Here is a 19837-nt window from a genome sequence, read left to right as displayed (position 1 = left end):
TTTCTGCATCGAGATCGCAACATCCGGAAAATTCTCGAAAAAATGACGGGCCACCCGGCCAGAATTCCCGGGCCCATGTCCCGGTTCAGGCCGCCGGCCCCTCCCGCACGGGGCGGGAACGGCGCTGCACGGCGATCTGCGTGAGTTCGTCGATGTCGAACTCCGAGCGGCAGTTCGGCGCACCGTAACGGGTGATCTTCCCGCGGCTGACCCACTTGCGGATCGTCGCCTCGGACACCCCCACGGCGAGCGCCGCGACATTCGTGGGGACCAGCCGGTGACGTGGCGGCTTCGTCATGCCCGGACACCCTTTCGCTGCCGCTCCATGAGCTGCCTCAGTTCGAGCCATTCGGGCATCTCCCAGGAATGCCCCGAAGAACATCCGATGCTGCTGGCCCCCACCGCGCCGCCGCTGCCCGGCGACACGCTGATCGTCCCGCCGCAGCCGTCCACCACACACGCACGCACCAGAGCACCCGCCCCGCCGGGACCGGGGTCGATCGTGCCGCGCACCTCGGCGACCAGACTCTCCAGCTCGTCCGCGAAGTCGGCGCCCGGGGGCACCGACGCGAACCACTGCAGATGCTGCGCCAGGAACCGCGCCAGCTCCGGCACGGAACGCCCCGGCACGGCCACGCCCGCCTTCTCCGCGACGACGTCCGACCACGATTCGAGCACGGCCAGCACACGCGAACGGGCGTCGATCACCGAGATGTTCAGATGATCCCGCCTGCGACTTCCCGAAACGCGGGTGGGATTGGTCCCGCGCGCCGTCGGCGACACCTGGTGCAGGCTTTCCCGGTGCAGACCCGGAAGCGTACGCAGATGACGTTCCACCTGCCGCACGCAAGAAACACAAAGGACGTTCCCGGTGGCGGAGATGACTTCAGGGGAGTGATTTCTGACGCACAAGTCGGCCTTCATCGAGTCTCCTTCATGAGGCGGCTCGCCCTCCGCGACCTTCATGAATTCCATACGCGTTCCCCGTCGCTCGCAGCAGCCGAGTCAGGAAATGTGCACAACGGGCCACAAACCACTGCTCGGTGACGCTTTTCCACGAACGTACCGACGGATGCTGGAGCCTCGATACAGTCCCGTTCGCGCCCCGACGGAGATACCGGCCCGCACACCCGCCGGCACCTGCCGCACCGCCCGGACCACGCCTTCTTCCGCCTCTCGAGCCTGCTTCCATCCGGGACCGAGCAGGGGTTGAGCGCCTGCCCCGACGGTTCTCGCAGGAAGGAGGCGCTGTGGACGGTACCCATGGAGGCGAACGCTCAGTGAGCGTCGCACTCACCGCAGGGCCGCTGGTGACGGCGGCCGTCGAGCACGACCTGTACGACCCCCTGCCCTTCGGCGATCCGCACCCCCGCGGATCCGCCCCGCCCACCACCGCAGGCCACACGACGGCACACCTGGAGGTCTGCCTCGTCGGCGCCGGACCGCGCGGCCTGTCCGTACTCGAACGGCTCAGCGCACAAGAACGCAAGTCACCGCGCTGGGACACCGTCACCGTGCACGTCGTCGACCCGGACCCGCCGGGCTCGGGACGGGTATGGCGCCCCACGCAGTCCCGGCACCTGCTGATGAACACCGTGTCCTGCCAGGTCACGGTCTACACCGACGCCAGCGTCCGCATCGACGGCCCGCTGGACGAAGGACCCAGCCTGTACCAGTGGGCCAAGGCCCTGGACTCCCACACCCTCGAAGCCGACCCCGGCTACGACGAGGAGATCCTCGCCGAAGCACGCCGCCTCGGCCCCGACACCTACCCCACCCGCGCCCTGTACGGCTGCTACCTGACCTGGGCGTTCCAGCGGGTCGTGGCCCGCACCGCCGCACACGTCACGGTGCACACCCACCCCCGGCGCGCCGTCGCCGTCCACGACGACGACACCCTGCCCGGCACCCAGAGCGTCGTCCTGGACGACGGCACCCGCCTGAGCGGCCTTTCCGCGGTCGTCCTGGCCCAAGGACACGTCCCCGCCCGGCTCTCCGGCCCCGAACAGGAACTCACCCGCTACGCCGCACAGCACGGGCTGACCTACCTGCCGCCCGCCAACCCCGCCGACGCCGACCTGTCGGGCATCCGCCCCGGCGAACACGTCCTGCTGCGCGGCCTGGGACTGAACTTCTTCGACTACCTCGCCCTGTTCACCCACGGCAGGGGCGGCGTCTTCACCCGCACCGACGGCCGGCTGCGCTACCGGCCCTCCGGCCGCGAACCGCGCCTGCACGCCGGCTCCCGCCGCGGCGTGCCCTACCAGGCACGCGGCGAGAACGAGAAGGGCGCCCACGGCCGCTACCACCCGCGCCTGCTCACCACCGGCTACATCGCGGACCTGCGCGCCCGCACCCCCCACAGCGCCGGCATCGACTTCGCCGCCGACCTGTGGCCGCTGGTGTCCAAGGAGGTGTGCAGCGTCTACTACGCGGCCCTGCTCACCGCCCGCCACGAAAACCCCGACACCGTCGAGGAGTTCGTGGAGGCCTACCTGGAGGCCGAACCCGGACCCGAGGAGGACGCCCTCCTCGACGCCCGCCGCATCACCGCCGCCGAACGCTGGGACTGGGAACGCGTCGCACGCCCCTACGGCAACCGCACCTTCCCCGACCAGGCCGCCTTCCGCGGCTGGCTGCGCGCCCACCTCGACGACGACGTCCGCCTGGCCCGCCAGGGCAACGTCAGCGGACCCGTCAAGGCCGCCCTGGACGTCCTGCGCGACCTGCGCAACGAACTGCGGCTCGCCGTCGACCACGCCGGCCTGAGCGCCGCGTCCCACCGCGACCACCTCGACGGCTGGTACACACCGCTCAACGCCTACCTGTCCATCGGACCGCCCGCCTCACGCATCGAGGAGATGGCCGCCCTCATCGACGCCGGCATCCTCGACGTGACCGGCCCCGCCCTGCACGTCGACGCCGACCCCCACGACCCCCACGGCCCCTGCTTCACCGCCACCTCCGGCGCCATCCCCGACGTGCGGGTACGCGCCACCGTCCTCATCGAGGCCCGCCTGCCCGAGATCGACCTGCGGCGCACCGCGGACCCCCTGATGAACCACCTGCTGCGCACCGGCCAGTGCCACCCCTACCGCATCCCCGGCCGCGACGGCACCCGCACCGCGGACCACGAGACCGGCGGCCTCGCCGTGACCGAACGCCCCTACCACGTCCTGGACGCCCACGGCGTACCCCACCCGCGGCGCTTCGCCTACGGGGTGCCCACCGAGTCCGTGCACTGGGTCACCGCCGCCGGCATCCGACCCGGCGTCGGCTCGGTCACCCTGGAGGACTCCGACGCCATCGCCGCGGCCGTCCTCGCCCTGCCCGCCCTCACCCGCCCCGCACCACAACCGCACACCGTGAACGAGAGGGCCAGCGCTTGACTTCCTCTCCCACCTGAAGACGGGAGATTCCAGCGGTTGCCCGCTGGGGTTCCTGCTTCATCGACGACTGCCCCGTCCGGGAGGACTCCCGTTGAGGTCTTACACCATCTCCACAGGCAGACGCCGCCAGCCCAGCGGCCAGGATGTTGCGTGCCGCGCTCAGGTCGCGGTCATGCACGGTGCCGCAGTCGCACGTCCACTCACGGACATGCAGCGGCAGCTTCTCGCGGACGGTGTTGCAGGTTCCGCACAGCTTGCTGCTGGGGAACCAGCGGTCGACCACGACGAGTTCGCGCCCGTACCAGGCGCACTTGTACTCCAGCATCATGCGGAGATCCGTCCAGGCCGCGTCCGAGATGGCGCGGGCGAGCCTGCCGTTCTTCAGCAGGTTACGGACGGTGAGGTCCTCGATCACGACCGTTTGGTTCTCACGGACGAGCCGAGTCGACAGCTTGTGCAGGAAGGCACGGCGCCGGTCGGCGATCCGCGCATGCACGCGGGCGACCTTGCGGCGGGCTTTCGCCCGGTTCGCCGATCCTTTCTTTTTGCGCGACAGCTCACGCTGGGCGCGGACCAGACGGACGCGGTCACGGCGCTCATACCGGGGGTTGGTGACCTTCTCCCCGGTGGACAGCGTCACCAGGGAGATGATCCCGGCGTCCAGGCCGATCGTCGCCGGGGTGGCGAGGGCTGGTTCGATCGTGTCTTCGCACAGCAAGGACACGAACCAGCGTCCCGCCGCGTCACGGGACACGGTCACCGTGCTCGGCTCCGTGCGCTCGGGAAGCGGACGCGACCAGCGGATGTCCAAAGGCTGGGCCGTCTTGGCCAAAGTCAGTTTTCCCTCATGCCAAGTGAAGGCGCTGCGGGTGTACTCGGCCGACGCACGAGACTTCTTCCGACTCTTGTGACGAGGATATTTCGCGCGCTTGGCGAAGAAGTTCCCGAACGCCGAATGGAGATGGCGCAGCGCCTGCTGCAGCGGGACGCACGACACCTCCGCCAGGTAGGACAGTTCCTCGGTCTTCTTCCACTGAGTCAGCGCCGCCGACGACTGCGCACAGGAAATATGACGCTGCTCGTCGTGCCAGGCCCGAGTGCGTTCCTCGAGCGCCCTGTTGTACACGAGACGGACGCAGCCGAACGTGCGCAACAGCTCACGCGCCTGCTCGTCCGTGGGGTAGAAGCGGTACTTGAACGCCCGCTTGACCTGCTGCGCCATGCCTCGCCGTCGATCAGATTCCGTGAGCGCCCTGGGGGTGGCCGGTGGACGGTCACCCCCGCCATCCCGCCCTGACGACGAGCCAGGTCCTTCTGCCCTGCTCCGTGAGAGCTTCGATTCCTCCCCTGCCTGTAGGCCAGGGTATCCACGAAGGTAAAACTCGATGAGTTCTGTGCACACATCCCCGTCGGCGCAGACCCTGTCCGCCCACCTGGATGCGGGACTGCTCTCCCCGGTCCGGGCGGGCACCCCCGCCGAGGCCGCCGTCGGCGACGGCGCCTGGCTCCAGGCGATGCTCGACGCCGAAGCGGCCCTGGCCCGCGCCCAGGCCCGCTGCGGCACCCTGCCCGCCCGGGCGGCCGCCGACATCACCGCCGCCGCCCGCGCCGACCTGCTCGACCTGCGCGAACTGGCGCTCGCCGCACGCGAGACCGCCAACCCGGTCGTGGGCCTGGTCAAGGCCCTCACCGCGGTCGTCGCCGAACGCTCCCCGCACTCCGCCGAATACGTCCACCGCGGCTCGACCAGCCAGGACGTCTTCGACACCGCTGCCATGCTGGTCGCCCGGCGCACCCTGCACCTGATCACCGCCGACCTGCGCACCGTCGCCGGGGCACTGGCCCACCTGGCCGCCGCCCACCGCGACACCGTCATGGCCGGCCGCACCCTCGCCCTGCACGCCGTGCCCACCACCTTCGGCCTCAAGGCCGCCGGCTGGCGCGCCCTGGTCCTGGACGCCGTCGAGCGCCTCGAACGGGCCGCCGACGGCCTGCCGGTGGCGCTCGGCGGCGCGGCCGGCACCCTGGCCGGCTACCTCCAGTACGCCGGCCAGGACGCCGACCCCGCCACCGTCCTGCACGAACTGGGCACCGCGTTCGCCGACGAGACGGGCCTGAGGGCCCCGGTACTGCCCTGGCACGCCCTGCGCACCCCCGTCGCCGACCTGGCGGCCGCCCTCGCCCACACCACCGGCGCCCTCGGCAAGATCGCCGCGGACGTCCTGGTCCTGGCCCGCACCGAGATCGGCGAGGTGGCCGAGCCCGCGGCCGCCGGACGGGGCGCCTCCTCGGCGATGCCCCACAAACGCAACCCCGTCCTCGCCACCCTGATCCGCTCCGCCGCCCTCCAGGTCCCCGCCCTGGCCACCGTGCTGCTGCACGGCCTGCACACCGAGGACGAACGCTCGGCCGGCGTCTGGCACGCCGAATGGCAGCCACTGCGCGAATGCCTGCGCCTCGCCGGCGGCGCGGCCCACACGGCCGTCGAACTCGCCCAGGGACTCACCGTCCACCCCGAACGGATGCGCGCCAACCTCCAGGCGACCGGCGGACAGCTCGTCTCCGAGCGGGTCTCGGCCGTCCTGGCACCACGCATCGGCAAGACGGCCGCCAAGGAACTGCTGACGCGGGCCTCGCTCCTCGCCTCCCGCACCGGCCTGCCCCTGGCCGACGTCCTGGGCCAGCTCCCGCAGCTCGCGGGCGTCCTGAGCCGGGAGGAAGCGGCCGTCCTGCTCGACCCGGCCGGCTACACCGGCCTCGCCGGCCCCCTCACCGACCGCGCCCTGGCCACCCCGCCCCCCTGATCCCACGAGACACAACGCCCCGGGCCACACCGGGTACGGGGGAGAAACGCGGCCCCGGCGCCGGGGCGGACGCGTCCGGGGCCCGTCTCCCGCGCGGCGGCGCACTTGTCGGCGGCGGCCGGGCTACGCCGTCCGCACGGGGCCGGAGCGGACGAGCCGGGCCCGTCTCCCGTGCGGCGGCGGACCGTTCACGGCGGCCGGGGCACGCCGTCGGCCGCACGCGGCGGCAGGCGTCGGCGGGGCCGGGCGAGGCCGCGACTTGGCGTCCCGGGCGAGGCCGTCGCGGGGCCGGGGCGAGACCGCCGCCGCGCGGGGAGCGGGGCCGTCGTGGCGTCGCCGGGCAGGGCCGGCGGCGGTGGGGGAGGGGCGGCGGGCTCGCGAGGGGGCCCGGCGGGGGTGGCTGTGCTGGTCCGGCCGCCTGCGGCGGACCGCCCGGCCCGCGCCGGCGCTCGAGCGCCCCTCGCGTCCGCCTCGAACGCCGCTGGAGACGCACTGGAGCCTGACCGCGCCGACCGCCCCGCACCGCATGATGCAACCACAACGCACAGGGGAGGCGGCCGAGTTGAACCAGGACGCACGTGTTGTCGGCGGGGGCCACGGCCACGCCGTGGTGATCGGTTCGAGCATCGCCGGGCTCACCGCGGCCCGCGCCCTGGCCCACTTCATGGACCGGGTCACCGTCATCGAACGCGACCGGCTGCCCCGCGGGCCCGGCCGCCGCCGGGGCCTGCCCCAGGCCCGGCACACCCACAGCCTCATGACCGCCGCCCGGCAGGGCCTGGAACAGCTCTTCCCCGGCATCGGCGAGGAACTCCTGCGCGCCGGAGCGGTCCACGTCCGCATCCCCCAGGACACCCTGCTCCTCGGCCCGGCCGGCTGGCTGCCCCGCTTCGACACCGACCTGTCGATGCTCAGCACCGGCCGCGACCTCCTCGACGCGGCGATCCGCGACCGGCTGCGCGCCGACCCCAAGGTGACCTTCCTGACCGAACACGACGTCGTCGCCCTGGAACCCGGCCCCCAGGACACCGTCACCGGCGTGTGGGCACGCGGCCGCGACCGCACCGCACCCGACGGCCGCACCCCCCGCCGCCTGATCCGCGCCGACTTCGTCGTGGACGCCTCCGGACGCGCCTCACGCGCACCCCAGTGGCTCACCGAACTCGGCTACGAACCACCCGCCCAGTCCCTCGCCGGCACCCCCACCGCCTACGCCACCGCCCTGTACGCGCCACCCATCGGCCATGTCGCCGACTGGAAGAGCCTCACGCTCATGGCCGCTCCCGGCGACCCCCGCACCGGCCTGCTCCACCCCGTCGAAGGCGGCCGCTGGTCGGTGTCGCTCGGCAACGCCGACGGCACAGCGCCGCCCGCCGACCACGCCGAACTCCTGCGCGCCGCCGGCGCCCTGCGCAGCCCGCTGCTGCACGACCTGCTGGCCGCGGCCACCCCGCTCGGCCCCGTCTACCGCTGCGGCCCGGTGACGAGCCGCTGGCGCCACTACGAGAAGCTGCGCCGCTGGCCCGACCAGTTCCTCGTCGTCGGCGACGCCTTCGTCGCCCTCGACCCCGCGCACGGCCACGGCATGACCCTCGCCGTGCACGGCGCCCTGGTCCTGGACCACCTGCTCACCGCCCACGGCACCGCCGTCGGCATCAGCCACCGCCTGCGCCGGGCCCTCGCCCACCGCCTGGCACCCGCCTGGCGCGCGGCCACCACCGCGCAACCGGCGCCCCCCGAGACGCCGGCCCCCCTGCGCGCCCGGCTGGCCGGCGGATACGCGGCACGGATCGCGGCGGCCGCGACCACCGACCGGCACGCGGCGACCCTGCTGCTGCAATGGCAGCAGGCCCTCGCCCCGCCCGCCGCCGCCCTGCGGCCCCACGCCCTGCGCGCCGCCCTGCGGCCCCGCCGCGACCCGGCCCCCACCGCATGGCCGCCCAGCGCCACCCACGGCCAGGACGCCGCCCGCAGGCGCCGCCCCGCCGCACCGGCCGCACCCGTCATCGGGGTCGCCACCGTCTCGCGCCGCACCCGGCCCGCCGGCTCCTCGGCGCACTGGCCGGCCCCGGCCCCGGCCGGCGACCGGAACCGACCGTGAACCCCACGCTTTCGGGCCACCTGGCGCGTTGTCCACCGTCGCGGGCCGAAAAACGCTGTCCTACGCTCCCCGCATGACGGGAGTGGAGCAACCAGCAAACGGAACAGCCCACTTGACCCACAGACGGCCGACACCCAACACCAACCACCCAGTACCACAAGGCCAGTTGACCGACACCAGGCACCGGCCGCACCACACCACCGGACGGACAGCGGCCCCCGCAGACCATCAACTCGCTCAAGAAACACTTGAGTTCAGACTTGAGTCTGACTTGAGCGCGGTTGTCCTGTTCGGCGGCACGTGGATAGCGTTTCAACCGCTCAAGGGCACGGGCCCGCTTGCGCCGCGGCAGGCCGCCCCCCTCACCGACCGCGCACCGGCCGGACCGGGTGTGCCTGTGACGGCCGAGCGGCGAGGGGAGGGCGCGCAGGTATGAGCACGACCGAGGAGAGGGCGTCGCACAGTGCGCGCACCCCGGTGCACAAAGGCGAACGCATCGCCGACTGGGCGGACGAGCGGCTGGGGATCTACAACTTCCGGTTCCTGATCCGCAAGGTCTTCCCCGACCACTGGTCGTTCATGTTCGGCGAGATCGCGCTCTACAGCTTCATCGTGCTGATCCTCACCGGCATCTGGCTCACCATGTTCTTCGACCCGAGCATGAGCGAGACCGTCTACCAGGGATCCCACGTACCGCTCCAGGGCATCCCGATGTCCCAGGCCTACGCCTCCACCCTCCACATCAGCTTCGATGTGCGCGGCGGCCTGCTCATCCGCCAGCTGCACCACTGGTCGGCCCTGATCATGATCGGCGCGCTGTGCATCCACACGCTGCGCCACTTCCTCACCGGATCGTTCCGCAGGCCGCGCGAGGTCAACTGGCTCATCGGCTTCGTGATGCTGGTCCTGGTCACCCTCGAGGGCTTCGTGGGCTACTCACTGCCCGACGACCTGCTCTCCGGCACCGGCCTGCGCATCGCCGAGGGCGTCACCCTCGCCATCCCGGTGGTCGGCACCTACCTGACGATGTTCCTGTTCGGCGGCGAGTACCCCAGCGACCAGATCATCCCGCGGTTCTACAGCATCCACATCCTGCTGATCCCGGGCATCCTGGTGGCCCTGGTCAGCATCCACCTGATCTACGTCTTCTACCACAAGCACACCCAGTTCAGAGGCCCCGGCCGCACCGAGAACAACGTCGTGGGCCAGCCCCTGATGCCGGTGTACACGGCCAAGGCCGGCGGGTTCTTCTTCCTCGTCTTCGGCCTGCTCGCCCTGCTGGCCGGCATCGCCCAGATCAACCCCGTGTGGACCTACGGCCCCTACCGGTCCGACCAGATCTCCCAGGGCTCCCAGCCCGACTGGTACATGGGCTTCCTCGAAGGCGCCCTGCGGGCCATGCCCGCCTGGGAGTTCACCGTGCCGGGCGGCTACACCGTCAACCTCGGCGTCCTCATCCCGGCGGTCATCCTGCCCACCGTGATGATGATGGTGATCGCCCTGTGGCCGTTCCTGGAAGCCTGGGTCACCGGCGACAAACGCGAACACCACCTCCTGGACCGGCCCCGCGACCATCCCACGCGCACCGCGTTCGCCTGCTCCTTCGTGGCCCTCTACCTCGTGCTGTTCTTCGGCGGCGCCAACGACGTCCTGGCCGAACGCTTCCACCTGTCCCTGAACCAGATCACCTGGTCGGTACGGATCGGGATCTTCCTCGTCCCGGCCGTGACGTACATCGTCACCCGGCGGATCTGCCTGGGCCTGCAACTGCGCGACAGGGACAAGCTCCTGCACGGCCGCGAGACGGGCAAGATCAAGCGCCTGCCGCACGGCGAGTTCGTCGAGGTCCACGCACCCCTCGACGCCGCGCAGGGCTTCACCCTCCTGGACCGGGAGATCCGCGAGGTGCTGCCCGCCCCCGCGGCCCAGCACGACGGCGTGCCCAACCCGCGCAGCCGCAAGGAGATGCTGCGCCACCGCCTCAGCCGCTGGCTGTACGGCGGGCAGGTCGCCAAGCCGACACCGCAGGAGCTGCGGCAGGCCCTGGAGCACCTCGCGCACGCACCCGGCGCGACCGCCTCCCTCAACGGCCACGCCTCCTCCAACGGTCACGCCTCCTCCAACGGCCACGCTTCGTCCAACGGTCATGCCGCCTCCAACGGGCACGCCTCCTCCAACGGGCACCCGCACAACGGCCGGCCGGCCGCGGTGGGGGAGCGGGAGCCGGACCAGGAGCTGCACTGACCCCGCGGGCGTGACGCGGTAGAAGGGCCGGCACGGCGGCGCGGGTGATCAGGGGACGGTCACCCGCGCCGCCGTCGTCACACCCGCCGTCGTCGCACCCGCCGTCGAGGCGGCCGGTCACCCCGCGCCGTACAGCCCGGCACACCCGCCCGGCCGACCGGCCGGGACCCACCTCCCGGCGCCGACGCCGGAAGAGCTCAGGAGACCCCGTGAGCCGAACCCCATGGCACCGGGCCGGCCCCCGGACCGAGTCCATCACCCGCGCGCGCACCGGCCTGTCCCAGGACCTGCGCGGCCGCCAGCGCCGCTACATCGCCGCCATGCTGGTGCGCAGCGCCTGCGTGGTCCTGATGACCCTCACCTGGAGCCGCTGGCCCGTCGTCGCCGTCTGCGCCCTCGTCGGCGGTGTGGTGATCCCCTACGTCGCCGTGGTCGCCGCCCAGGCGGGCTGGCGCCAGCAGCGCGGGCCCCGCATCGCCCTGGTCGAGGTCCACGAGGAGCCCGCCGCCGCCCGCGTGCCCCTGGAGCCCACGCTGATCCTCCCGCCGGAGCGCAACACAGCCGCCTGACCGGACACCGCCGCCCCCGGCACGCCCCGGCCACGACTCCCGCGCGGACACCGGCCGCACGCGCACCGGCCCGGACGGACACCGGCCCGGACGGACACCGGCCCGCATGGACACCGGCCCGGACGGACACCTGCGCCTACGGCATCCCGGCGCGAGCCGCCCCGGAACCCGCCGCCACGACGGGCTCCTCCGTCTCCGCCCCCTCCGAACTCGGCGGACGGTCGGGCGAGTTGCCGCCCCGTGCGCACCGGCAGGCCCGGCCCCGCCGCCGGTACCGCGCCTACGTGCCGCGGTCCCACGCGCATACGCCGCGGCCTGCGTGACGCCCCTTCCTGCGGCCGCCTCGCTGAACTCGTCGCCGAGAAAAGCGAGTTGCCGACGCGGCGGAGCTCATCACCTGAGACCGCCCCGCCGGCAGAGGCCCCAGCGACCGGGACCGGCGGCGCCGGACATGGGCCCGCGCCGCACCGCGCCGAGAACGGGCACCCCGGCCCGAACCCCCGCGGGGCCCGGACAGCCCTCGCCGCGACCGTCCAGCCGACCGGCCGACCGGCCCGCGGCCGCATACGCACCGGCCCCCGGCCACGTACACCTGACCGCGCCACAGGCGCGCCCGCGCGCCCGCGCGCGCCGCACGCACAACGAACGGCGGTCACCCGGCTGTTCGAGCCGGGTGACCGCCGGTGGGGGTGGGGCGCGGGCGGGACGTGCACAGAGGGGTGTTCAGTGGTCGGTCTTCTCCGGCGCCGGGTTCCGCCACGGGCGGCACACTCCCAGGAAGGAGGCGATCGCGGCCAGCGCGCTGCCGAGCTGGATCATGGCCATCGGCACCGCCGTCTCCTTGCCCGCGAAGCTCACGAGGGAGGAGGCGATCGCCCCCATGACGAAGCACGAGGTGCCCACCAGCGCGGAGGCGGAACCCGCGGCGTGCGGCGTGCGCATCAGGGTCAGGGCGTTGGTGTTGGGCAGGATCAGACCCAGCGCGGAGATCATGACGAACAGGCTGGCCGCGAGCGGCACCGTGCCGACCTCGCCGAAGACGCCCCCCGTCACCATCACCAGCATCACCCCGGCCAGGGCGAGCACCGCCAGCCCGCAGCCGAGGGCCTTGTCCAGGCGGACCCGGCCGACCAGGACCTTGCCGTTGATCTGGCCGACGACCATCAGCCCCAGCGAGTTCAGGCCGAACAGCAGCGAGAACGTCTGCGGGGACGCCCCGTAGATGTCCTGGATCACGAACGGCGAGGCGGCGATGTAGGAGAACAGCGCCCCGTAGGTGAAGCCGTTGGTCATCAGGTAGCCGGTGAAGATCCGGTCGGCGAACAGCCCGCGCATGACCCACAGCGCGCCGCGCACCCCGCCGCTCTGGCGCCGCTCGGGCGGCAGCGTCTCCGGCAGCCGGCGCCACACCAGCACGGTGAGCGCGACGCCGATCGCGGCGAGGATGAGGAAGATGCCCCGCCAGTCGGTGACATGCAGGACCTGGCCGCCGATGACGGGCGCGACGATCGGCGCGATGCTGGAGATCAGCAGCAGGGTGGAGAAGAACCGCGCCATGGCCAGGCCGTCGTAGAGGTCGCGCACCACGGCCCGGGCGATGACGATGCCGGCCGATCCCGCCAGCCCCTGAAGGAGGCGGAAGCCGATCAGCACCTCGGCGTTCGGGGCCAGGGCGCACATCACGGCCGCCACGACATAGGCGAGCAGCCCGGCCAGCAGCGGCCTGCGCCGCCCCCACCGGTCGCTCATCGGGCCCACCACCAGCTGCCCCAGCGCCATACCCGCCAGGCAGGCGGTGAGGGTGAGCTGCACGGTCGTGGCCGTCGAGCCCAGGGTGCGGGTCACCTCCGGCAGGGCCGGAAGGTACATGTCCATCGACATCGGCGGCACCGCGGCCAGAGCGCCGAGCAGAACGGTGACCAGGAGCCCGGTCCGGCGCGCCGACGTACCCGTGCCGGCCGAGTCCCCTCTGCCCTTCGCCGGGGAGCGCACCCCTGGCAATCGTTCGCCTCCGGCGGTGGCTTCCTCGGCTTGCTGAGACATGCGCCCTCCGCGTCCAAGTCGTTGTGTGGCTAGGGCCGATGCTCGCAGCAGGCCGCTACAGAACGGGCAGCGCGCGGGTGGCGCCCGAGGCGGGAGGGCCTGCCGGCCCTGCCCTCCGACGGCCGGAGTCGAGACTCGTCAGTGCGCTGCTGGAGTTTCCCTCGGGATGCCCCGGATCGCGCGACAACGGCCTTGGCGCGGAGAGTTCGGCCGTGTCACTATTTCCGCACGCCTTCCCTGCCCGAAATCATTTTGAGGCAGGGGATTGAGCATGTGTACACCGGTTCTGTACTGGTGAGGCCGCGCCCTTCTCAGGGCGGCGCAGATTTCCTCTCGCTCCGAATCCCCGCGCGCCGCGGTGTTCTTTCCGTGTGCCGCGCCCTCTCCGGAAGCTGTGCGCAGATTCGTCAGGTACAGAAGGCAGACTCTAGAGAAAGTAGAGCCCAGATATGGCCAGGCTATGCAAGCCCGCGGTGAGCGCGCCGGAACACGTCATCACGATCGACGAGACTCTCGAGTTCGCCGCGAAAGCCCACGCCGGAAAGCCGCAGCTTCCCCTGGCGCTCCGGCTCATCCGCAACACCGGAGTGCTGAAGCGGCACATCGTCCAGCCCATCGAGCAGACCCTGGGCCACCCGGGCCTGACCGAACGCAACCGCATCTACGAGGCCGAGTCGAGGAAGCTGACGCCGCCGGTCATCGAAGAGGCCCTCAAGAACGCCGATCTCGCCGCCCGTGACATCGACGCGATCATCTACGTGTCGTGCACCGGCTTCAGCATGCCGTCGCTGACCGCCTGGCTGATCAACACGCTCGGCTTCCGCTTCGACACCCGCCAGATACCCATCGCCCAGCTCGGCTGCGCGGCGGGCGGCGCGGCCGTCAACCGCGCCCACGACTTCTGCCTGGCCCACCCCGGCAGCAACGTCCTGATCGTCTCCTGCGAGCTGTGCTCGCTGTGCTACCAGCCCGAGGCCGACGACATCGGCTCCCTGCTCTCCGACGGACTGTTCGGCGACGCCGTCGCCGCCGCCGTCGTACGCGGCAACGGCGGGGTCGGCATCGAGCTGGAGCGCAACGCCTCCTACCTCATCCCGCACACCGAGGACTGGATCTCCTACGCGGTCAAGGACACCGGCTTCCACTTCCAGCTGGACCGCCGCGTGCCCGGCACGATGGAGCCGCTCGCGCCGGTGCTGCGCGAGTTCGCCAAGGACCACAGCTGGGACGCCGGGAGCCTCGACTTCTACATCGTCCACGCCGGCGGCCCGCGCATCCTGGACGACCTCGCCAAGTTCCTCGAGGTCGACCGCACGGTGTTCCGCCACAGCTGGTCCACGCTGACCGAGTACGGCAACATCGCCAGCGCCGTCGTCTTCGACGCCGCCCGCCGGCTGTTCGAGGAGGACACCCCCCTCCAGGACGCCACCGGCCTGATCGCCGGCTTCGGCCCCGGCATCACCGCCGAGATGGCGCTCGGCCGCTGGAGCACCGACGGCCCCCGGGAACTGGACTGACATCCCCACCCCACCCGGCACCGCACCCTCGCTCAAGTGAAACTCTGTGCGGACAAAGGAAGCTGACTCCATGACTGGCCTCATCCTCCCGCCCGGGCAGGGGCGAAAGCTGATCAGCAAAGCGCAGGAAGTGACCTTCAAGGCCACCAAGGACCACGGCTCCTCCATATCGATATTCGAGGTGGTCGTACCCCCCGGATTCGATGTCGGAGCGCACGTCCACAGCGATGCGCAGGAGTTCTTCTACGTACTGGAAGGGGAGCTCCAGCTCCTGGCTTTCGAGCCGACCCTGCGCACCGCACAGGACTGGCACGAATGGGAGTCACCCGACGGGGACAAGGCCGTCCGTGCCACCGAGGGTGCCTTCATGTTCGTGCCGCCCGGAACTCCGCACGCCTTCAGGAACGCCTCCGAAAAACCGGCGCGGATGCTCTTCCAGTGCTACCCGTCACCCGTTCACGAGCTGTACTTCGAGGAGATCGCGGAGATCTGGGCGGCCGGCGGGATCGATCCCGTCGCCATCGACGAGATGCGCAAGCGCTACGACGTCAGCCAGATCACGCCCCAGCGCTACGAACCGCCCGCCCTTCTCGATCCCCACTCCTCCGAATCGCGCGGAGCGTAAACAACGATGAGCGACATCGACAAGATCCCCCTCGTCTTCGCCAGCCTGGGGGAGCAGGAACTGGCGGCCGTCGCCGAGGTGTTCGCCTCCGGCTGGCCGGCCGGCCAGGGACCGAAGGGCAAGGCCCTCGAAGCCCAGCTGAAGCAACGGTACGGGGCCGGTGACGCGGTCGCGGTGAGCAACTGCGGCGCCGCCCTGCACCTGGCGATGCTCGCGTTCGGCGTGCAGCCGGGCGACGAGGTCATCGTCGCCGACTACACCTTCCCCGCCCCCGCCCACGCGGTGCGCTACGTCGGCGCCACACCCGTGTTCGCCGACGTACGCGCCGACACCGGCACCATCGACCCGCGCGCGGTGGCGGACCTCGTCACCTCCCGCACCGTCGGCATCATCGCCGTCGACACCGTCGGCCTGCCCGCGGACTACGCACCCCTTCAGGCCATCGCCGACCGCCACGGGCTGTTCCTCGTCGAGGACGCCGCCTGCGCGGTCGGCGCGACCTACCAGGGCCGGGAGGCGGGCGCACTGGCCGAGGTGGCCTGCCTGTCCTTCCACGGACGCAAGGGCGCCACCAGCGGCGAGGGCGGCGCACTCATCTCCACCGACCCCGCCATCGGCGCGAAGGCACGCCAGCTGTCCTCGTTCGGCATCGGCAGCATCTTCGACATGGGCCAGGTCATCGGCCTGCCGATCCCCGAATTCACCGAGATCGGCTACAACTTCAAACTCTCCGACATCGCCGCGGCGATCCTCCAGGTCCAGCTCGGCCGCATCGAGGAACTCATGGGGCGCCGGCGCGCCGTCGCCGCCCGCTACGCCGAACTCCTCGCCGACGAGGACCTGCTGACGGTCCCGCACGTGCCCGCCGACCGTACCCACGCCTGGCAGTCCTACCTGGTGACCCTCGACCCGAGCGTCGACCGCGGCGCGGTCGCCACCGAACTGCGCGCCCAGGGCATCGGCACCCTGCACGGCACCTGGGCCAGCCACGTGCAGCCCGCGTTCGCCGCCCGGCAGGTGTGCCCGGTCTCGGCGGACCTCTTCCAGCGCAACCTCGGCATACCCATGCACGCCGAGCTGACCATGAGCCAGGTCGAGCGGGTCTGCGAGGTCCTGCGCAGCGCGCTGCGCACCCACGCCCAGCCCACCCGGACCCTGAAGGGAGCGGCATGACGAACAACCAGCCTGCGCCGGACGGTGTGATGAGGCTGATCAACGGCTACTGGAACACCGGCGTCATCGGCGCCGCGGCCACCCACCGCGTCTTCACCCATCTGGAGAACGGGGCGGGCACCGCCGAGGAGATAGCCGCCCTGGCCGAGATCTCCGAGCGGGGCGCCCAGAGCCTGCTGGACGGCCTGGTCAGCGTGGAGCTGGTCGCCCTGGAGGACGGCCGCTACCGCAACACCCCGGCGGCCTCCGCCTTCCTCGTCGAGGGCAAGCCCGCCTCCCTGGCCGGCTTCGCCAAGCTCAAGCTCCAGCACACCGGCAGCCTCATCGACCTGCCGGAGGTCGTACGCACCGGCGGGCCGCTCACCGGCGGCGAGACCGAGGTGGCCGACAACCCGCACTGGGAGGGCATCGTCCCCGCCATCGCCGGGGTGTCGGTCCCGGCCGCGGACGCCGGGGTCGAGGCACTGGGCATCGCCGACGCCGGCGAGATCACCATCCTCGACGTCGGCGGCGGCTCGGGCATCTACTCGTCGATCTGGCTCAAGGCCAACCCGGCCGCCCGCGCGGTCCAGCTCGACTGGGAGCCGATCAACGCCATCGCCCGACGCCTCGTCGCCGAACAAGGGGTGGGGGAGCGGTTCACCACCCTCAACGGCGACTTCCACACCACCGACTTCGGCACCGGCGAGTACGACATCGCCGTCTATTCCCACATCGCCCACCAGGAGAACGCCGAGAGCAACATCGAGGTCTTCACCCGGCTGCGCAAGGCCCTCAAGCCCGGCGGTGCCCTGGTGGTCGCCGACTACGTCGTCGACGACGACCGCAGCGCCCCGGCGTTCCCGCTGCTGTTCGCCCTGGAGATGCTGCTCAAGAGCAAGGAGGGCGGCACCTGGCGGCGCGCCGACTACCGCGACTGGCTGATCAAGGCGGGCTTCGAGGACGTCACCTTCCACGACGCACCGCCGGCGACGATGGTCATCGCCCGCTGACGGCCGCCCGGCAGGCCGGTCGGCCGGGCTCCGGCCCCCCGACGGCGGCCCGCGGCGCAACGACACACCCCGCAACCGTGCCGCCGGACCGCGTGCCGCCGGTGCGGAGCCCGGACGGACCCCGCGCGTCCCGCCCTCCCCAGGGGCCCGGGCCGCGCGGACCCACCCGCCCACAGCCCCGCACCACACGCCAGACCACCGGCCGGCAGGACCCGAACCGCACGTGAGACGGCCTGCCGGCGGGCCCCGCACCACGCGACAGGCCCCCCGTTGGCGGGCCCGCACCGTGCGGGAGGCCACCTGACGGTCTCCCGCACGACAGCGGGACAGCACCGGCCGCAGAACACCGCGACCGGGCCTCGATAGCTGTGGCCACCGGCCGTGGCCAGGGCACCGGCGTCCTGGCCGCGGCCTCGGTCGCCGGTAACCGGCCGCGGTCCGGTCGGGCGATCCGTGCCCGGTCGGTGCCGTCGGGCGGGATGTGTACGTCAGGGGCAGCGTCGCCCCGGTCCGGGCCGGGCCGGGGCGCTCCCCTTGCCCGGGGAAAGGGGGGAGGGGGCGGGGGCAGGCCGGGCTGCCCGCGCCGGTCGGGCGGCTGCCGCCCCGGCGCGCCCGCCCTCCACACCCGCCGCCCGCCGCCCGGCCCGCCCAGGGCCGGGCGGCCCCGCACCGGGTCGTCGACGCCCGAAATGTCAACCGCCCACCACAAAGGAGAAAGCCACCATGAAGGGCTCCGTGGCTTACCGTTCGATCCAGAAGCGCGGTCTTCACATCGGCCTGCTGCCGGAGATGGCGGCCGCCGTCAACCCCTCGACCCCGATCAGCCTCGACCACGACCTCGGCGTCCTGCCCGAGGCGGGACGGCGCCTGACGGTGGCCCAGTACGCCGACCACGTCGACGACCTCGCGGCCCGTCTGTGGGCGGCCGGTGTCCGCCCCGACGAGCACGTCGTCATCTACAAGACGGCCAACGCCGACCACTGGATGCTCGCCGCGGCCGTGTCCCGCATCGGCGGGATCGTCGTCAACCTCTCACCGGCCCTGGACCCCACCACCGTGGGCGTCCTGCTGGAGCGGGTCGGCCGGCCCACCCTGCTCAGCGACGGCGCCAAGCTCGACGTCCTGGCCGACGTGCCGCTCAAGGACCTCACCCGGCGGGTCATCACCTCCTCGGGCGAGCGGCCGGGCGCCGTCGCGCTCACCGGACTCGCCGGCGCGCCCCGCGTCAAGCCGGTCGTGCGGCCCATCGACGAGGCCGCCGTCATCACCCACACCTCCGGCACCACCGGCATCCCCAAACTCGTCGTGCACACCCCCCGCACCCAGGGCATCCGTCTCGTCCCGCAGTGGCGGCTGCTGTCGCTGATGCGCAAGAAGGAGACCGTCGCGATCAACGTGCCCTTCGTGCACTCGCGGATGGTCGCGGCGATGTCCCTGGCCCTGCTGAAGGAGTACCCGGTCCTGCTCATGCGCGAGACCGGCCCCGCCGAGGTCGCCGAGCAGTTCGTCAAGCACCGGCCCGCCTTCGTCGAGGCGCTGCCCAACTCGCTGATGGAGTGGGAGGAGCTCACCCAGGACCCGCGCTCGCCGTTCGGGTCGGTGAAGGTCTTCAGCAGCACCTTCGACGCCATCCACCCCGCCACGATGAGCAGACTGCTGAAGTCCTCCGACCGGCGCGGCGCCCTGTTCTTCCAGATCTACGGCCAGAGCGAGGTCGGCCCGGCCGTCGGCCGCGCCTACTTCCGCCACTCCGCCCACAAGGCCAACGGCCGCTGCGTCGGCTGGGCCATGCCGGGCGGCGCCGCCCGGATCCGCGTGGTCAGCCGCGACGGCCACACCCCGTCCGAGACCAACCCCGGCTACATCGAGGTCGCCTGGGACGGCATCGCCAAGACCTACTTCGGCGAGCAGGACCGCTACGACGCCAACCGCACCGGCCAGTGGTGGCGCACCGGCGACGTCGGATACCGCACCCGGTTCGGCTGCCTGCACATGCTCGACCGCGAGGTCGACATGATCCCCGGAGTGAAGAGCTCCCTGGAGATCGAGGACGTCGTGCTGGGCCGGCTGCACGAACTGACCGAGCTCGTCGTGGTGCAGGGACCCGACTCCCGGCCGGTCCCGGTGATCTGCACCGTCGACGACAAGCCCCTGGACCTCAACCGCTGGCGGGCGGCGGTCGCCGCCGCGTTCCCCCAGCTCGCCGACCCCGTACAGATCCCGCAGGCCGAGCTGCCCAGGACCGCCACCCTCAAGGTCCAACGCCTCGCGCTGGCCCGCCGGTTCGAGGAACAGCTCCAGGAACAGGCATGACACCGGCCCCCGGCTGATGCCGGGGGCCCTCGTCCCCCTGCCGGGCCGGCGCCGCCACGCGCCGGCC

General features: G+C 72.2%; 14 protein-coding genes. 10 read left to right on the top strand and 4 right to left on the bottom strand.

What is annotated here, in order from left to right; genetic code table 11:
* Nucleotides 1-85: 85 nt before the first annotated feature.
* Together Saso_RS37790 and Saso_RS37785 are read right to left on the bottom strand one after the other, a co-directional pair.
* Nucleotides 86-298, bottom strand: a complete 213-nt coding sequence (locus Saso_RS37790; protein ID WP_189927292.1) for a hypothetical protein — start codon at nucleotides 296-298, stop codon at nucleotides 86-88.
* Nucleotides 295-975: a hypothetical protein gene (locus Saso_RS37785; RefSeq protein ID WP_229901522.1), complete on the bottom strand. Its 681-nt coding sequence runs from the start codon at nucleotides 973-975 to the stop codon at nucleotides 295-297. Before Saso_RS37785 ends, Saso_RS37790 begins: the two co-directional genes overlap by 4 nt.
* Nucleotides 976-1415: 440 nt before the next feature.
* Between Saso_RS37785 and Saso_RS37780 the strand changes: the two genes are divergently transcribed.
* Nucleotides 1416-3389: an FAD/NAD(P)-binding protein gene (locus tag Saso_RS37780; protein WP_229901530.1), complete on the top strand. Its 1974-nt coding sequence runs from the start codon at nucleotides 1416-1418 to the stop codon at nucleotides 3387-3389.
* Here the strand turns inward: Saso_RS37780 and Saso_RS37775 are convergent.
* Nucleotides 3337-4611: an RNA-guided endonuclease InsQ/TnpB family protein gene (locus Saso_RS37775; RefSeq protein WP_189927291.1), complete on the bottom strand. Its 1275-nt coding sequence runs from the start codon at nucleotides 4609-4611 to the stop codon at nucleotides 3337-3339. The two genes, Saso_RS37780 and Saso_RS37775, sit on opposite strands and share 53 nt — an antisense overlap.
* 163 nt (nucleotides 4612-4774) lie before the next feature.
* On the opposite strand from Saso_RS37775, the gene Saso_RS37770 reads away from it, so the two are divergent.
* The 4 genes from Saso_RS37770 to Saso_RS37755 all read left to right on the top strand — a co-directional run bounded on the left by Saso_RS37770 (nucleotide 4775) and on the right by Saso_RS37755 (nucleotide 11107).
* Entirely contained in the window at nucleotides 4775-6193 is a 1419-nt protein-coding gene (locus Saso_RS37770) for a nitrosuccinate lyase (RefSeq protein WP_189927290.1), read from the top strand.
* A 562-nt stretch (nucleotides 6194-6755) separates the two neighbouring features.
* Nucleotides 6756-8294: an FAD-dependent oxidoreductase gene (locus Saso_RS38875; RefSeq protein ID WP_189927289.1), complete on the top strand. Its 1539-nt coding sequence runs from the start codon at nucleotides 6756-6758 to the stop codon at nucleotides 8292-8294.
* Nucleotides 8295-8726: 432 nt separating this feature from the next.
* Nucleotides 8727-10538 carry a cytochrome bc1 complex cytochrome b subunit gene (gene qcrB / locus Saso_RS37760; RefSeq protein WP_189927288.1) on the top strand — a complete coding sequence of 604 codons (1812 nt, stop codon included), beginning with the start codon at nucleotides 8727-8729 and terminating at the stop codon, nucleotides 10536-10538.
* 209 nt (nucleotides 10539-10747) lie between these two features.
* Nucleotides 10748-11107, top strand: coding sequence for a DUF3099 domain-containing protein (locus tag Saso_RS37755; protein ID WP_189927287.1), 360 nt, complete (start codon nucleotides 10748-10750; stop codon nucleotides 11105-11107).
* Nucleotides 11108-11830: 723 nt separating this feature from the next.
* On the opposite strand, the gene Saso_RS37750 is transcribed toward Saso_RS37755, so the two are convergent.
* Nucleotides 11831-13150 carry a multidrug effflux MFS transporter gene (locus Saso_RS37750; protein ID WP_189927286.1) on the bottom strand — a complete coding sequence of 440 codons (1320 nt, stop codon included), beginning with the start codon at nucleotides 13148-13150 and terminating at the stop codon, nucleotides 11831-11833.
* A gap of 449 nt (nucleotides 13151-13599) precedes the next feature.
* Here Saso_RS37750 and Saso_RS37745 point away from each other — a divergent pair, with 449 nt between their 5' ends.
* From Saso_RS37745 to Saso_RS37725, 5 genes are all read left to right on the top strand, one after another.
* Entirely contained in the window at nucleotides 13600-14667 is a 1068-nt protein-coding gene (locus Saso_RS37745; RefSeq protein WP_189927285.1) for a type III polyketide synthase, read from the top strand.
* 70 nt (nucleotides 14668-14737) lie between these two features.
* Nucleotides 14738-15292 carry a cupin domain-containing protein gene (locus Saso_RS37740; RefSeq protein ID WP_189927284.1) on the top strand — a complete coding sequence of 185 codons (555 nt, stop codon included), beginning with the start codon at nucleotides 14738-14740 and terminating at the stop codon, nucleotides 15290-15292.
* Between the two features lie 15 nt (nucleotides 15293-15307).
* Nucleotides 15308-16465, top strand: a complete 1158-nt coding sequence (locus tag Saso_RS37735) for a DegT/DnrJ/EryC1/StrS family aminotransferase (RefSeq protein ID WP_189927330.1) — start codon at nucleotides 15308-15310, stop codon at nucleotides 16463-16465.
* Nucleotides 16462-17457: a class I SAM-dependent methyltransferase gene (locus tag Saso_RS37730; RefSeq protein ID WP_189927283.1), complete on the top strand. Its 996-nt coding sequence runs from the start codon at nucleotides 16462-16464 to the stop codon at nucleotides 17455-17457. Before Saso_RS37735 ends, Saso_RS37730 begins: the two co-directional genes overlap by 4 nt.
* A 723-nt stretch (nucleotides 17458-18180) precedes the next feature.
* Nucleotides 18181-19770, top strand: coding sequence for a class I adenylate-forming enzyme family protein (locus Saso_RS37725; protein WP_189927282.1), 1590 nt, complete (start codon nucleotides 18181-18183; stop codon nucleotides 19768-19770).
* The last annotated feature ends 67 nt before the right edge of the window (nucleotides 19771-19837 follow it).

The organism is Streptomyces asoensis (assembly GCF_016860545.1).
GTDB classification, from domain to species: domain Bacteria; phylum Actinomycetota; class Actinomycetes; order Streptomycetales; family Streptomycetaceae; genus Streptomyces; species Streptomyces asoensis.
The sequence above is the reverse complement of the archived record's forward strand: the minus strand, read 5'-3'. Positions and strand labels throughout refer to the sequence as shown.